Origin of the sequence: Citrobacter sp. CK191 (genome assembly GCF_030333435.1) — a bacterium.
Classification (GTDB): domain Bacteria; phylum Pseudomonadota; class Gammaproteobacteria; order Enterobacterales; family Enterobacteriaceae; genus Citrobacter_B; species Citrobacter_B koseri.
Genome location: NZ_JAOWFX010000011.1, coordinates 212,623 through 228,516 on the forward strand (window position 1 = coordinate 212,623; position 15,894 = coordinate 228,516).

Sequence of the window (15,894 nt, forward strand, 5' to 3'; positions counted from 1 at the left end):
CCTGGGTATTAAAAAGAAGATCTTTTTATTTAGAGATCTGTTTTATTGTGATCTCTTATTAGGATCGCGATTGTCTGTGGATAACCAGGATCCGCTGAATAAGATCAACAAGTTGTTGAGGATCATTAGCTGTGAATGATCGGTGATCCTGGCCCGTATAAGCTGGGATCAGAATGAAGGGTTATGCACAACTCAAAAACTGAACACCGGTTGTTCTTTGGATAACTACTGGTTGATCCAAGCTTCTTACCAGAGTTATCCACACTCGATCGCACGATCTTTACACTATTTTGAGTAAATTAATCCAGGATCCCAGCCAAACCTCTGCCGGATCTTCAGGAATATCGTGTTCAAGGATGTTGATCTTGAGGGTTTCCCCGATCGGTTTTGCGCCTGATGTCTTGAGCGCGGCCTCTATTTTATCGATGGCGCCGCAGAATGTGTCATATTCACGACTTCCGATGCCGATGGCGCCGAAACGAACCTGAGAAAGATCGGGGTTCTGCGACTGAAGCGCTTCATAGAAAGGAGCAAGGTTATCCGGGATATCGCCCGCGCCATGCGTGGAACTGATAACCAGCCAGGTTCCTGACGCTGACAGATCCTCTAATAGCGGACCGTGCAAGGTTTCGGTTGAAAAACCTGCATCTTCCAGCTTTTCAGCCAGATGTTCTGCAACATATTCGGCACCGCCAAGGGTGCTGCCGCTGATAAGAGTAATGTCTGCCATACGAGCCCATCCTTATAAAGAGGGGCTATTGTACGCTGTGAGCGAGCTGGGATCTACCTGTGGAAAAATGTGGGATTAAAAAAGCCGATCACGGCCGGATAGTACGCATGATCGGGTTTTGCAGGGAGATCAATGTCTCGGTGGACTGAATTTCATCAATTGTTTGGATCTTGTTGATAAGTACCTGTTGCAGGGCGTCGATGGATCGGCACATAACCTTAATAAAGATGCTGTAGTGGCCGGTGGTATAATACGCTTCGGTCACTTCGTCCAGGCTTTCGAGCTTCGCCAGCGCGGATGGGTAGTCTTTCGCGCTTTTTAAAATAATGCCGATAAAGCAGCAGACGTCGTATCCGAGCTGTTTTGGACTGACGTCAATCCGCGCGCCGGTAATGATCCCCGCCTGCTTCATTTTTTCTACGCGAACGTGAATCGTCCCCGGGCTGACGCTAAATTGTTTGGCCAGTTCAGCGTATGCCGTACGCGCATTTGCCATTAACGCTTCCAGGATGCCGCGATCCAGATTGTCGATCTGATAATTTTCCATAGGTTTTTCTTATGTAGATTAGTGATTCACTCTATTTTAGCGTCTTATTTTATCGAATCAAAAGTGAAGTCGGCTTTTTGTTTGTGGATTATTGAATATCACCCTCAATCTGTTGCTTAATCATAGGCAACAGGACGCAGGAGTATACAAAATGAAAACCGCTTACATCGCCAAACAACGTCAAATTAGCTTCGTGAAATCTCACTTCTCTCGTCAACTGGAGGAGCGTCTGGGTCTGATTGAAGTTCAGGCGCCGATCCTTAGCCGCGTAGGAGATGGCACGCAGGATAACTTGTCGGGCTGTGAAAAAGCGGTACAGGTAAAAGTGAAAGCGTTGCCGGATGCCCAGTTTGAAGTGGTGCATTCACTGGCAAAGTGGAAACGCCAGACGCTGGGACAACACGACTTCAGCGCGGGTGAAGGGCTGTACACGCACATGAAAGCCCTTCGCCCTGACGAAGACCGCCTCTCCCCGCTCCACTCCGTCTATGTCGACCAGTGGGACTGGGAACGCGTTATGGGCGACGGTGAGCGTCAATTCGCCACCCTGAAAAGCACGGTAGAGGCTATCTGGGAAGGCATTAAGGCAACCGAAGCCGCGGTAAGCAAAGAATTTGGTCTGGCACCGTTCCTGCCGGAGCAGATCCACTTTGTTCACAGCCAGGAGCTGCTGGCGCGTTACCCGGATCTGGATGCGAAAGGGCGCGAACGCGCGATCGCGAAAGAGCTTGGCGCCGTTTTCCTGGTCGGTATCGGCGGGAAGCTGAGTGACGGTAAACGCCACGACGTGCGTGCGCCGGATTATGATGACTGGAGTTCTGCTTCTGATCTGGGTCATGCTGGTCTGAACGGCGATATCCTGGTCTGGAACCCGGTACTGGAAGATGCGTTTGAGCTTTCCTCAATGGGGATCCGTGTCGACGCCGATGCGCTGAAACGCCAGCTTGCTCTGACCGGAGATGAAGATCGCCTGAGTCTGGAGTGGCACCAGGCGCTGCTGCGCGGCGAGATGCCGCAAACGATCGGCGGCGGTATTGGTCAGTCTCGCCTGACGATGCTGCTACTGCAACTGCCGCACATTGGTCAGGTTCAGTGTGGCGTGTGGCCTGCGCAGGTTCGTGAAAGCGTCGCTTCCCTGCTGTAATTCTTTAACGCCGCCAGCGTCGTAGCAGGCGGCTTCGCATCCCGGTATCAAAGCGCCAGATATGGTCGAAAATGCGCATGATGCCGGGTTTGCCATGTGCCGACATCGCCACCGCATGAAAACGGTGCTGGTGTACCCGCTGTAACTCCCCTACTTTATTCACAACATCGTCAGGTAAGCGCTGGGCGATAAAATCTGAAATGACTACCGCATCCGCATCAAACCATTCTCGCCCCTGCATCCGCTCAATGATGGCGCGAAAACAGCTGGCGATATCCGTGCCGCCGCGAAAGCGCTGGCTCAAAAAGCGGATGGCCTGCTCGATGCCTTCTGGGCCAGACAGTTCATAGCGCACGACCTCTGTGGAAAACAGCATGATGAAGCAGCGACGGTTATCCGCCAGCGCGACGCGCATCAGCGCCAGGCAAAAGGCTTTCGCGCACTGCTCGTTAAATCCGCCCATTGAGCCGGAGGTGTCCACGCAAACAATGAATGGCCCGCGCGGCTGTTCGTCAAAATCCTGATGAACGACCGGGCGCTCAGTCACTTTCTCACGCCACGCTTCGCCGTGCAGACGGTACGTGAGCAGCTGTTTTTCCACCAGCCGTCGGTAGAATTCATATTCCAGTTCGGTAATGCCGAGCGTTGCCAGCTCAGGCGGCAGCAGGCGCAGAATGTCGTCGCTTTGCTGAATGCCGTCAACCTGTTCTGGAACGGTCGCCGGTTCGCGCACCAGCGTACGAAACGTCTCCATCGGCGCATCTTTGCGCGGCACCGATTTGGCTTCCCTGGAGCGGCCTAACTGTTCCGCCAGGCGTTTCAGTTCGGGTTGTTCTGCCAGGAAGTCGCCATATTTTACGATCAGCTGATAATCGCCGCGTTTGAGTTGCCCTGCGCTCATGTCCCACAGGCGGCCGGCTGCATGGTCATTTTCCGCCAGGACCGGCTCCAGTTGCCCGCTGAGCGTCATGCGTTCCTGCACTTCACTCAGCAACTGCTCGCGCTCCTCTTCCAGCAACTGGTGATTTAAGGCCGTGGTTTGCACGATCAGGCTTAAACGCCAGCGTTGCAGAAAAAGCGTGTGCAGCGCTGGCGTAAAAGTGGCGTTACTGTCCACCAGTTGCTGGGCTTGCCCGGCATAGGGCGAATGTAGTCGGTGCAGCAACGCTAATATCTGCGGCAATTGCACAATAAACTGCGTTGTTCCGAGAAGCTGGCTTTGTTGATAGCACATCACCTCTTCCGTGAGTTCCGGCGGCACGCGCGCGTCTTTAAGACGGCTGCGCAGCGCTTCGCGCCAGCGGGGAAGATCGTCGGAAATGGTTCTCTTTAATCGGGGGAATTTCTCGAAGAAGATAGCCAGCTGCGGGGAGGCCAGCAAAGTGAGGATAATCTCTTCGATAATCCCCTCTTCACTGACCGCCAGCATGACATTCAGCGTGTCCAGTGTCAGCATTGCTGCGCCTGGCGGATCTGCGCACCAACATCCTGTAGGCTGGCTTCAATACGACCTAACCAGTCGCTATGGATAAACAGACATTTTTGCTGTTCGCTGAACCGGCTGTGTTGCTGGTGCCATTCGCTGTCCAGCGCCTCAAGCTGCTGTTTGATTTCGCCGGGCATTCCCTCTTCTGAACTGCCCGGTAGCGCCAGACGGCTGCCCTGTAGGCTGACGTCGCGCACCACCAGATGCTGAGCGCTATCAACTTCCATATTCAGCGTCTGGGCAAAACCGATCCCGTTGAGTTTGCCGCGGATCTCTCCGCCTTTTGCCAGCCACTGCTCAAGGGCGCTGCGTTCAAAAGCGATATGAATGACTTCCATATCATGCAGTTTAAGCGGTTGTTGCAAAAGCAAGGTTAGCACTGGCGCGCTCGCCTCTGGCGGCAGATCGTAATGGGGACGGCGGCTGAACATTCCTCCCTGACGAACAACGGTAAAGGCTGTTTTATCGCTTTGCTGCTGTTGCAACTGGAGGCGACGTTGCACAATGCCGCCGAGGCGCGTCAGCATTGCCTGTTGCTGCCAGGCGTGCCCGGTCATCAATATTTCAAGCTGTTGCTGCATCAGATTCAGGCTTTGCGCGTCATACCACAGGCAATCTTTCAGCAGGATAAGATCGATTGGCGCAACGGCGTCGCGTCCGCTAAAGAACGCGCTGGCCTGTAACAGACGAATGGCTTTTTTCCAGCGACGGTCGGAGACATAGGGGGCGTCTGGCAGCGCATCAAGCTGCTGGCGCAGCGTGAAAATCAGTTCAAATACATGATCGGGCAGCGTAATGGCGGAAATATCCTTCTGCCACTGATAATACTCTTCATCAGTCACCTGTAATGAGGCCGGCACCGGGTTATCGCTTTCGTCCTGCTGGCTTACCAGCATGGAGCGGAAATTCGCCTTATCCTGTACTTTATCCAGCCACAGACGAATGAGCATACGGTCGTATAACGCCTCCAGACTGCTGTCTGCTTCGGGAAGCTCGTTTGAGGCCGCCACCAGCAGGCGCATCGGAATTTTTTCTTCGTGCGCGCCGTTACGGAAATGGCGTTCGTTAATGGCGGTCAGCAGAGTGTTCAGGATTGCCGGGCCCGCTTTCCAGATCTCATCCAGAAAGACGATTTCCGCTTCAGGAAGATAACCCGTGGTCAGACGCTCATAGCGACCTTCATCTTTTAGCGCCTGAATGGAGAGAGGACCAAAAACCTCCTCGGGCGTGGAGAAACGCGTCATCAGATACTCAAAGGCGCGGGCGTGCTGAAAGGCGAACTTCAGACGACGGGCTATCAGGCTTTTGGCAATGCCTGGCGGGCCAAGTAAAAAGACGCTCTCACCGCTCAACGCTGCCAGCAGGCAAAGGCGAATGGCGTGGCTACGTTCATAAAGTCCCTTTTCCAGGGCGCTGCTCAGACGGGAAATTCTTTCCGCTAATAAATGTGGGTGAGCCATAATAAGGTGGCGTCCTTCCGCCAGATGTATCATGTTAACAGCGAGTATAGACGTTTCGCCACGAAGCAATAATAGACTGAAGCATCGTTTCTTTTTCTTTGCGCCAGGTTAATCTGACGTCGATTAGGGGTACGATTTTGCGATTAATCGTGCATACTGTGCGCCTTTTTTGTGGGCCAAGGGACTACGCACACATTTCATATATATACACTAAATCATTCAAACTGCATCAAGGTGGCAAAGGAGTGGATCCCCGGGAGCCTTGTCGTTTGAAAGATGCCATGTATAAACGAAAGACGAGTCTATGAGCACTGATAATAAACAATCATTGTCTGCGATCACTCTCGCAGCGATTGGGGTTGTCTATGGTGATATTGGTACCAGCCCACTTTATACACTTCGTGAATGCTTGTCCGGTCAGTTTGGTTTTGGTGTTGAACGTGATGCCGTATTTGGCTTTTTGTCGCTGATTTTCTGGCTGCTGATCTTTGTTGTTTCCATCAAGTATCTGACTTTTGTCATGCGCGCAGATAACGCCGGCGAGGGCGGGATTCTGACCTTAATGTCGCTAGCCGGGCGTAATACGTCGGCGAGAATGACGTCCACGCTGGTCATTATGGGGTTAATTGGCGGTAGCTTCTTCTACGGCGAAGTGGTAATTACACCCGCGATCTCAGTCATGTCGGCCATTGAAGGTCTGGAAATTGTGGCGCCGGAACTGGATACCTGGGTCGTCCCGCTTTCTATTATTGTGCTTACTCTGCTGTTTATGATTCAGAAACACGGGACGGGGATGGTCGGTAAGCTGTTTGCGCCGATTATGCTGACGTGGTTTTTGATTCTGGCCGGACTCGGCCTGCGCAGTATCATCGCTAACCCGGATGTGCTTCATGCCCTCAATCCCATGTGGGCGGCGAAGTTCTTCCTTGAGTACAAAACGGTGTCGTTTATTGCGCTGGGCGCCGTGGTGCTTTCGATTACCGGGGTTGAGGCGCTGTATGCGGATATGGGGCATTTCGGCAAGCTGCCGATTCGTCTGGCCTGGTTCTCGGTTGTTCTTCCTTCATTAACGTTAAACTACTTTGGTCAGGGCGCATTGCTGCTCAAACACCCGGAAGCGATTAAGAACCCGTTCTTCCTGTTGGCGCCAGAGTGGGCGCTGATCCCGCTGCTGATTCTTGCCGCGCTGGCGACGGTTATCGCCTCTCAGGCGGTGATTTCCGGTGTCTTCTCGCTGACGCGCCAGGCGGTGCGGCTGGGATATTTGTCGCCCATGCGCATTATCCACACCTCCGAAATGGAGTCCGGGCAGATCTATATTCCGTTCGTGAACTGGATGCTCTATTTTGCGGTGGTTATTGTTATTGTCAGCTTTGAGCGTTCCAGCAACCTGGCGGCGGCATACGGTATTGCCGTTACCGGTACGATGGTGCTGACCTCGATTCTTTCTACCACCGTGGCGCGTAAAAACTGGCACTGGAATAAGTATTTTGTCGCGCTGATTCTGGTGGCGTTCCTGTGCGTTGATGTTCCGCTGTTCTCGGCAAACCTCGACAAGCTGCTGTCGGGCGGCTGGTTGCCGCTGACGCTGGGGATCGTGATGTTCATCATTATGACGACCTGGAAGAGCGAGCGTTTCCGTCTGCTGCGTCGTATGCATGAGCACGGTAACTCCCTGGAAGCCCTGATCGCCTCGCTGGAGAAATCGCCTCCGGTACGCGTCCCCGGTACGGCGGTGTATATGTCCCGCGCGCTGAACGTCATTCCGTTTGCGTTGCTGCATAACCTCAAGCATAACAAGGTGCTGCATGAACGCGTGATTCTGCTGACGCTACGCACGGAAGACGCGCCATACGTACACAATGTTCGCCGGGTGCAGATTGAGCAACTGTCGCCAACCTTCTGGCGTGTGGTGGCCAGCTACGGCTGGCGCGAAACGCCGAACGTTGAGGAAGTGTTCCATCGATGCGGTCTGGAAGGGCTGAGCTGCCGGATGATGGAAACCTCTTTCTTTATGTCGCATGAATCGCTGATCCTCGGCAAACGTCCGTGGTATTTGCGTTTACGCGGCAAGCTCTATCTGCTGTTGCAGCGTAATGCGCTGCGTGCGCCGGATCAGTTTGAAATCCCGCCAAACCGGGTTATCGAACTGGGAACGCAGGTCGAGATTTAAGCCTTTTAAAATGCCGGGCGGCGTAGCGCCGCCCGGCAATTATCCCCCGCCGCATTTCACTTAGCGAAACGTTTCGACCCCGATCACAATTCCGTTACGTCATGATGGTTTTCTGCTCACTTCCGGGAGTAAACTTATTACCAGCGAAACGTTTCGCTAGTGGGGAAAGAAAATGAAGAAAGGCGCGGTACTTAATTCTGATATTTCATCGGTCATCTCCCGTCTGGGGCATACTGATACGCTGGTAGTGTGTGACGCAGGTTTACCTGTTCCATCCAGTACAACGCGTATCGATATGGCGTTAACCCAGGGCGTACCTTCTTTTATGCAGGTACTGGATGTCGTTACCCATGAAATGCAGGTTGAGGCGGCTATTCTCGCGACGGAAATCAAAGAACATAATCCGCAACTCCACGAAACGTTGCTCAGCCATATTGAGCAACTGCAACAACACCAGGGAAACACCATAGAAATTCGTTACACCACGCATGAACATTTTAAAAAACTAACCGCAGACAGTCAGGCGGTGATTCGCAGCGGGGAGTGCTCCCCGTATGCGAATATTATTCTCTGTGCCGGCGTCACGTTCTGAGGCCATCATGGACGCATTACTGCAACTCAAAGGGATCGATAAAGCGTTCCCGGGCGTGAAAGCGCTATCTGGCGCCGCGTTAAATGTCTATCCAGGCCGCGTAATGGCGCTGGTGGGCGAAAATGGCGCGGGCAAATCCACCATGATGAAAGTCCTGACCGGTATCTATACCCGTGATGCGGGATCGTTATTGTGGCTGGGTAAAGAAACGACCTTCAATGGCCCAAAATCCTCGCAGGAAGCCGGGATCGGCATCATTCACCAGGAACTGAACCTGATCCCGCAGCTCACGATTGCCGAGAATATCTTTCTGGGGCGTGAGTTTGTAAATCGCTTTGGCAAAATCGACTGGAAAAAGATGTATGCCGAAGCGGATGTTCTGCTTGCCAGACTCAATCTGCGCTTCAAAAGCGACAGGTTGGTGGGCGAACTCTCTATCGGCGATCAGCAGATGGTCGAAATCGCCAAGGTACTGAGCTTCGAATCCCGAGTCATCATTATGGATGAACCCACGGATGCGCTCACTGATACCGAAACGGAATCGCTGTTCCGCGTCATCCGCGAGTTGAAATCGCAGGGGCGCGGCATTGTCTATATCTCCCACCGCATGAAAGAGATCTTCGAGATTTGCGATGACGTGACGGTTTTCCGCGACGGGCAATTTATTGCCGAGCGTGAAGTGGCATCGCTGACCGAAGATTCGCTGATTGAAATGATGGTCGGACGTAAGCTTGAAGATCAGTACCCGCGTCTGGATAAAGCGCCAGGCGAGGTACGCCTGAAAGTCGATAACCTGTGCGGTCCCGGCGTTAATAATGTCTCCTTTACTCTGCGCAAAGGGGAAATTCTGGGGATCTCCGGTTTGATGGGCGCCGGGCGTACAGAACTGATGAAAGTGCTGTACGGCGCGCTGCCGCGCACCAGCGGTTACGTCACGCTCGACGGGCATGAAGTGATTACCCGTTCACCGCAGGATGGCCTGGCTAACGGTATTGTTTATATCTCTGAAGACCGTAAACGTGACGGCTTAGTGCTCGGCATGTCGGTAAAAGAGAATATGTCGCTCACCGCGCTGCGTTATTTCAGCCGCGCTGGCGGCAACCTGAAACATAAAGATGAACAGCAGGCGGTGAGTGACTTTATCCGTCTGTTCAATGTGAAAACGCCGTCGATGGAGCAGGCTATCGGGTTGCTCTCTGGCGGCAATCAGCAGAAAGTCGCCATTGCGCGTGGACTGATGACCCGCCCCAAAGTGCTGATCCTCGATGAGCCAACCCGCGGTGTGGACGTTGGCGCGAAAAAAGAAATTTATCAGCTTATCAACCAGTTTAAGGCCGATGGCCTGAGTATCATTCTGGTCTCATCTGAGATGCCAGAAGTATTGGGTATGAGCGATCGCATTATCGTCATGCATGAAGGGCATCTCGGCGGTGAATTCACTCGCGAGCAGGCCACCCAGGAAGTGTTAATGGCTGCCGCTGTGGGCAAGCTTAATCGCGTGAATCAGGAGTAAAAAAGATGACTATCCAGGCTGTTTCTGGTCGCCGTTATTTCACTAAAGCGTGGCTGATGGAGCAGAAATCGCTCATCGCTCTGCTGGTGCTGATCGCGATTGTTTCTACAATGAGTCCCAACTTTTTTACCGTTAATAACCTGTTTAACATTCTCCAGCAAACGTCCGTCAACGCTATCATGGCCGTCGGGATGACGCTGGTTATCCTGACGTCAGGCATCGATCTGTCCGTTGGTTCCCTGCTGGCGCTTACCGGCGCGGTTGCCGCTTCAATTGTAGGGATTGAAGTGAATGCGCTGGTGGCCGTTGCGGCGGCGCTGGCGTTAGGCGCCGCCATTGGCGCAGTGACCGGCGTGATCGTGGCGAAAGGTCGCGTGCAGGCGTTTATCGCCACGCTGGTAATGATGCTTCTGCTGCGCGGCGTCACGATGGTGTACACCAACGGAAGCCCGGTGAATACCGGCTTTACGGATAACGCCGATCTCTTCGGCTGGTTCGGGATTGGCCGCCCGCTGGGCGTTCCGACGCCGGTCTGGATTATGGGCATCGTCTTCCTGGCGGCGTGGTACATGCTGCATCATACTCGCCTGGGTCGCTATATCTATGCGCTGGGCGGCAACGAAGCGGCAACGCGTCTGTCGGGTATCAGCGTCAGTAAAGTCAAAATCATCGTCTATTCGCTTTGTGGTCTGCTGGCCTCGCTGGCGGGCATCATCGAAGTGGCTCGTCTCTCCTCCGCGCAGCCAACGGCGGGTACGGGTTATGAGCTGGATGCCATCGCAGCGGTCGTGTTAGGCGGCACCAGCCTGGCGGGCGGTAAAGGGCGCATTGTTGGGACATTGATCGGCGCATTGATTCTCGGTTTCCTTAATAATGGTTTGAATTTGTTAGGTGTTTCCTCCTATTACCAGATGATCGTCAAAGCGGTGGTGATTTTGCTGGCGGTACTGGTAGACAACAAAAAGCAGTAACAACGACTACAGGACATCTTAAATATGAACATGAAAAAACTGGCTACCCTGGTTTCTGCTGTTGCGCTGAGCGCCACCGTGAGCGCGAATGCGATGGCGAAAGACACCATTGCTCTGGTGATCTCCACGCTCAACAACCCGTTCTTTGTCACCCTGAAAGAGGGGGCGCAGAAAGAAGCGGATAAACTGGGCTATAACCTGGTCGTGCTGGACTCCCAGAACAACCCGGCGAAAGAGCTGGCTAACGTTCAGGATTTAACCGTTCGCGGCACTAAAATTCTGCTGATCAACCCAACCGATTCCGACGCGGTAGGCAACGCGGTTAAGATGGCTAACCAGGCGAATATTCCGGTTATCACCCTTGATCGCCAGGCAACCAAAGGCGACGTTGTTAGCCACATTGCTTCCGATAACGTGCTGGGCGGCAAAATCGCCGGTGATTACATCGCGAAGAAAGCAGGTGAAGGCGCGAAAGTGATTGAACTGCAAGGCATCGCCGGAACATCCGCAGCGCGTGAGCGTGGCGAAGGCTTCCAGCAGGCCGTTGCGGTACACAAATTTAATGTACTGGCCAGCCAGCCTGCTGACTTTGACCGCACCAAAGGTCTGAACGTCATGCAGAACCTGCTGACTGCGCATCCTGATGTGCAGGCGGTATTCGCACAGAACGACGAAATGGCGCTGGGTGCGCTGCGCGCTCTGCAAACCGCAGGTAAATCTGATGTGATGGTGGTTGGATTTGATGGTACGCCGGATGGCGAGAAGGCGGTAAATGATGGCAAACTGGCTGCGACTATCGCTCAGTTGCCGGATCAGATTGGCGCTAAAGGCGTTGAAACCGCTGATAAAGTACTGAAAGGCGAGAAAGTTCAGGCCAAATATCCGGTTGACCTGAAACTTGTCATCAAGCAGTAATAACGGCTCAGGCCGTTCGCGGTCTGATGGCGACATAAATACGCCATCCTCAGAGAGTTGTTTGAAGATGAAAGCGTAAAAAGAAAAGCAGGGCACGCGCCACCCTAACCCGGTGGCGCACTTTACTGGACATCCCGAACATGAAAACCGCAGGCAACCTTGTCGTCCTTGGCAGTATTAATGCCGATCACATCCTCAACCTCGAATCTTTTCCTGCGCCAGGCGAAACCGTAACGGGCACCCAATATCAGGTGGCATTCGGCGGTAAAGGCGCGAATCAGGCGGTGGCCGCAGGGCGCAGCGGCGCAAATATCGCGTTTATTGCCTGTACTGGCGATGACGATATTGGCGAGAGCGTGCGTAAACAGTTAGCCAGCGATAACATTGATATTGTTCCGGTCAGCGTGATTAACGGGGAATCTACCGGAGTCGCGCTGATTTTTGTTAATGGCGAAGGGGAAAATGTCATCGGCATTCATGCTGGCGCCAATGCCGCATTGTCGCCTGCGCTGGTGGAAGCGCAACGCGAGCGTATCGCCGGGGCTTCTGCGCTATTGATGCAGCTCGAGTCGCCGATTGAAAGCGTTCTGGCGGCGGCAAAAATTGCGCATCAGAACAACACTACCGTTGCGCTTAACCCGGCTCCGGCGCGTGAACTGTCTGATGAGCTGCTGGCGCTGGTGGACATCATTACGCCAAATGAAACCGAAGCGGAAAAGCTCACGGGGATTCGCGTCGAAAGTGATGAAGATGCCGCTAAAGCAGCGCAGGTGCTGCATGATAAAGGCATTCATACCGTACTGATTACGTTAGGCAGCCGCGGCGTGTGGGCCAGCGTGAAGGGCGAAGGCCGTCGTGTGCCGGGGTTTAAAGTGAACGCCGTTGATACGATAGCCGCCGGAGATACTTTTAATGGTGCGTTAGTTACCGCCTTACTGGAAGAGACGCCGCTGCCGGAGGCCATTCGCTTTGCCCATGCCGCTGCTGCGATTGCGGTGACACGCAAAGGTGCGCAACCTTCTGTTCCGTGGCGTGAAGAGATAGAGGCGTTTTTAGGTCAGCAGAGGTAACGTTTGGCTACAATGAAGGATGTTGCCCGTCTGGCGGGCGTTTCCACTTCAACTGTTTCGCACGTTATTAATAAAGATCGCTTTGTCAGTGAAGCTATCACCGGGAAAGTGGAAGCGGCGATTAAAGAGTTAAACTACGCGCCTTCAGCGTTGGCGCGTAGCCTGAAATTAAATCAGACCCGCACAATCGGCATGCTGATCACCGCCAGTACCAATCCTTTTTATTCAGAACTGGTGCGCGGCGTTGAACGTAGCTGCTTTGAGCGGGGCTATAGCCTGGTATTGTGTAATACCGAAGGCGATGAGCAGCGAATGAACCGCAATCTGGAAACGCTGATGCAAAAGCGGGTCGATGGCTTATTGCTGCTCTGTACGGAGACGCATCAACCCTCCCGGGAGATCATGCAGCGTTATCCCTCTATTCCTACCGTGATGATGGACTGGTCGCCCTTTGATGACGAAGGGGATTGCGATCTGATCCAGGACAACTCCCTTCTGGGCGGCGATTTAGCGACGCAATACCTGATTGATAAAGGTTTTACCCGAATAGCCTGCATTACCGGCCCGCTGGACAAAACGCCCGCGCGTTTGCGGCTGGAAGGGTATCGGGAGGCGATGAAACGCGCGGGGCTGGAAATTCCTGAAGGGTATGAGATCACAGGAGATTTCGAGTTTGGCGGCGGATTTGAAACCATGCAAATGCTGCTGTCCCATAAACAACGCCCACAGGCGGTATTTGCCGGCAATGATGCAATGGCCGTTGGCGCGTATCAGGCGCTTTATCAGGCAGGGCTGCGCATCCCGCAGGATATGGCGGTGATTGGCTATGATGATATTGAACTGGCGCGCTACATGACGCCGCCGCTGACGACGATTCATCAACCGAAAGATGAACTGGGTGAGTTGGCCATTGACGTGTTGATTCACCGTATGGCACAACCCACGTTACAACAGCAGCGTCTGCAACTTACTCCTGTTCTGATGGCGCGGGGGTCGGTTTAGGTTTGTGCCGTTCTTTGATCAGATTGCGGCCATCTTTGGCTTTCAGCAACATGAACATCAGCGCGGATACCACCGTAATAGCGCCCATCGTAATAAAGGTATAGTGGAACTGTTCAACCGTATTGGTTCCCTCAATCCCTTCATAGAGACGCAATACGGCAGCGCTGATCGCTACCCCTAAACTGATGGAAAGCTGCTGCGTGACGGCCAGCAGACTGTTGCCGCTGCTGGCGTTATCATCGGTTAGGTCCGCAAGGGTGATGGTGTTCATGGCGGTAAACTGCGTGGACATCGCCATACCCAGAACAAACAGCGGCAGAATCAACATCCATACCGGCATGGCGGGGGATTGCAAAGAGAACTGCGCAATCATCAGGCCAATAAATACCGTAATGCCGACCAGCGTCGTCTTGTACCCCAGTTTGCGCAGCACCTGAGTGACCGCTGATTTCGCCAGAATAGAACCCAGCGCCGTCGGGGCCATCATGCAGCCGGCTATCAGCGCCGGGTATCCAAATCCTACCTGTATCATCAGCGGCATCAGGAAGGGAACGCATCCCGTTCCCAGACGCGTGGCGAGGTTTCCTGCTATCCCAACGGAGAACGTGCGCGTTCTGAACAGCGAAAGTGAAATCAACGGCGTTGGGTGTCGACGCGCATGGCGAATATAGGCCAGCAGCAGCACGATACTGCTCAGAATAATGGTTAATGCTATCCAGGTTGCGACGATCTTCTCGCCGAAAAGCTCCATTCCGCTGGAGAACAGCACCAGACTCAAACCAAAGAGGAAGAAGCCGGTCATGTCGAAACGGCGTCGCGGCGTGGTGAAGTTTGGCATGTACTTACGGGCATACAGGATACCGACAATGCCAATGGGAATATTAATCAGGAAGATCCAGTGCCAGCTTGCCCATGTCACCAGTATGCCCCCCAATACCGGGCCGAGGATGGGGCCGACCAGGCCTGGCATCGTCACAAAATTCAGAACCGGAAGCAGTTCACTTCGGGGGTAAGCGCGTAATAATGCCAGACGGGCGACCGGCATCATCATTGCGCCGCCGATCCCCTGCACCACGCGGAATACAACCAATTCAGCTAATGAGCCAGAAAGCGCGCATGCCAGCGAGCCGAGCGTAAACAGACTGACGGCAATAATAAAGACGCGACGGGTGCCAAAGTGATCGGCCAGCCATCCGCTTACCGGAATCAGCATCGCGACCGTCAGGGTATAACTGATAATAGCGGACTGCATGGCAAGAGGAGAACGGTTGAGGCTGTGCGCGATAGCGGGTAGAGCGGTATTAAGAATGGTGGCATCCAGCGCTTGCATAAAAAAAGCCATGGCCGCTATCCACGGCAACCCGGCCATACTGCGCGCTTTTTTCTCTGACATTCGGTATCCCGTTACTTGTCCGGTTGTTCGTTCGGCGCTATCAACAATGCCTGGCACGCTTTAAAGGCGCGATCGCCATCACTGTCAGCTATGGCATCTACAATAGCCTGGTGTAAATCCAGCTTCACCACATCGTTATAGGTAATAGAGGTGAAGTAGGTGTGATAGACCGAATGGAACAGCGAGGCAAAAGAGATTAAGAACGGATTCGCGCTCATTTCATAAATATGCTCATGCCACGCCATATCGACTTCAATCCAGCGTTCGCGTCTGAAGTTCTTCTTCAACGCCACCATCTCTTCCATTAAGGTATTCAGATGCGCTTTCTGTTCCGCTGACCCGATCGTCGCCGCCAGTGAACATGCCTGCGGTTCGAGACTGATACGCATCACCAGAAAATGATTAATAACCTGATGGAAGTTTTCTTCTGTCATCCACCAGGTGAGCAGTTCCTGATCGAGGAAGTTCCAGTTTGCCTGCGGCATAACCCGCGTACCAATACGAGGACGGGGCAACACCATGCCTTTTGCTGTTAGCGTCTTCACTGCCTCACGTACCGCCGTGCGACTCACGCCAAATTGCTCGCCCAGTTCGATTTCTCCGGGAAGAATGGTGCCGGGCGCGTATTCACCCTTTAAGATTCGCTGCGCCAGCTTCTCAGCCAGAACGTAGGAAAGATTTTTCTGTGCAGCTAACTGTTGTGCGCTTAAAGGCATAAATGTTTGTCCTTTCTCTTTTCTTATTCATTAGTATGCCATCAGGAAGTGTGATTAAGGTTGTAAAAACGGCAAATTGCTTATTTTATGGCATGTTAATAGTGGTTTTGCTTAAAAAGAAAGCAGTCGGAAAATAATTTTAAATTTCCCCTTGTCAGGCCGGAATAACTCCCTATAATGCG

Annotated in this window: 14 protein-coding genes; 8 read left to right on the top strand and 6 right to left on the bottom strand. The window is 53.3% G+C overall.

Annotated features, from left to right (window positions below; all coding sequences use genetic code 11):
• Positions 1–280: 280 nt before the first annotated feature.
• Both mioC and asnC read right to left on the bottom strand, forming a co-directional pair.
• On the bottom strand, positions 281–730 hold the full coding sequence (gene mioC, locus OGV82_RS03755; RefSeq protein ID WP_012131099.1) for an FMN-binding protein MioC: 450 nt from the start codon (positions 728–730) through the stop codon (positions 281–283).
• An 88-nt stretch (positions 731–818) separates the two neighbouring features.
• Positions 819–1,277 (bottom strand): transcriptional regulator AsnC, encoded by a 459-nt coding sequence (gene asnC, locus OGV82_RS03760; RefSeq protein ID WP_012131100.1) that lies wholly within the window; start codon positions 1,275–1,277, stop codon positions 819–821.
• 151 nt (positions 1,278–1,428) lie between these two features.
• Between asnC and asnA the strand changes: the two genes are divergently transcribed.
• Positions 1,429–2,421: an aspartate--ammonia ligase gene (gene asnA / locus OGV82_RS03765; RefSeq protein ID WP_024130086.1), complete on the top strand. Its 993-nt coding sequence runs from the start codon at positions 1,429–1,431 to the stop codon at positions 2,419–2,421.
• A 4-nt stretch (positions 2,422–2,425) separates the two neighbouring features.
• Here asnA and viaA read toward each other — a convergent pair whose 3' ends face one another.
• Both viaA and ravA read right to left on the bottom strand, forming a co-directional pair.
• Positions 2,426–3,877: an ATPase RavA stimulator ViaA gene (viaA, locus tag OGV82_RS03770; protein WP_047460074.1), complete on the bottom strand. Its 1,452-nt coding sequence runs from the start codon at positions 3,875–3,877 to the stop codon at positions 2,426–2,428.
• Positions 3,871–5,367, bottom strand: a complete 1,497-nt coding sequence (gene ravA, locus OGV82_RS03775; protein WP_024130087.1) for an ATPase RavA — start codon at positions 5,365–5,367, stop codon at positions 3,871–3,873. The genes viaA and ravA overlap by 7 nt, the downstream gene beginning before the upstream one ends.
• A gap of 304 nt (positions 5,368–5,671) precedes the next feature.
• Here ravA and kup point away from each other — a divergent pair, with 304 nt between their 5' ends.
• The 7 genes from kup (at position 5,672) to rbsR (ending at position 13,603) form a co-directional block, all read left to right on the top strand.
• Positions 5,672–7,540: a low affinity potassium transporter Kup gene (gene kup, locus OGV82_RS03780; protein WP_012131104.1), complete on the top strand. Its 1,869-nt coding sequence runs from the start codon at positions 5,672–5,674 to the stop codon at positions 7,538–7,540.
• Positions 7,541–7,712: 172 nt separating this feature from the next.
• The gene (gene rbsD, locus OGV82_RS03785; RefSeq protein ID WP_047460068.1) at positions 7,713–8,132 is read left to right on the top strand and encodes a D-ribose pyranase; all 420 of its coding nucleotides are present in this window, start codon (positions 7,713–7,715) and stop codon (positions 8,130–8,132) included.
• A 7-nt stretch (positions 8,133–8,139) separates the two neighbouring features.
• The gene (rbsA, locus tag OGV82_RS03790) at positions 8,140–9,645 is read left to right on the top strand and encodes a ribose ABC transporter ATP-binding protein RbsA (RefSeq protein ID WP_012131106.1); all 1,506 of its coding nucleotides are present in this window, start codon (positions 8,140–8,142) and stop codon (positions 9,643–9,645) included.
• A 5-nt stretch (positions 9,646–9,650) separates the two neighbouring features.
• Positions 9,651–10,616: a ribose ABC transporter permease gene (gene rbsC / locus OGV82_RS03795; RefSeq protein WP_012131107.1), complete on the top strand. Its 966-nt coding sequence runs from the start codon at positions 9,651–9,653 to the stop codon at positions 10,614–10,616.
• 24 nt (positions 10,617–10,640) lie between these two features.
• A complete protein-coding gene (rbsB, locus tag OGV82_RS03800; protein WP_047460065.1) occupies positions 10,641–11,531 on the top strand; it encodes a ribose ABC transporter substrate-binding protein RbsB in 891 nt (296 codons plus the stop codon).
• A 140-nt stretch (positions 11,532–11,671) separates the two neighbouring features.
• Complete coding sequence (gene rbsK, locus OGV82_RS03805) at positions 11,672–12,601, top strand: ribokinase (RefSeq protein ID WP_012131109.1); 930 nt, start codon at positions 11,672–11,674, stop codon at positions 12,599–12,601.
• Positions 12,602–12,604: 3 nt separating this feature from the next.
• The gene (rbsR, locus tag OGV82_RS03810; RefSeq protein ID WP_101744155.1) at positions 12,605–13,603 is read left to right on the top strand and encodes a ribose operon transcriptional repressor RbsR; all 999 of its coding nucleotides are present in this window, start codon (positions 12,605–12,607) and stop codon (positions 13,601–13,603) included.
• On the opposite strand, the gene mdtD is transcribed toward rbsR, so the two are convergent.
• A complete protein-coding gene (mdtD, locus tag OGV82_RS03815; RefSeq protein WP_101744154.1) occupies positions 13,569–14,996 on the bottom strand; it encodes a multidrug transporter subunit MdtD in 1,428 nt (475 codons plus the stop codon). The genes rbsR and mdtD overlap by 35 nt on opposite strands.
• An 11-nt stretch (positions 14,997–15,007) precedes the next feature.
• Positions 15,008–15,712: a FadR/GntR family transcriptional regulator gene (locus tag OGV82_RS03820; RefSeq protein WP_012131112.1), complete on the bottom strand. Its 705-nt coding sequence runs from the start codon at positions 15,710–15,712 to the stop codon at positions 15,008–15,010.
• Between the last annotated feature and the right edge of the window lie 182 nt (positions 15,713–15,894).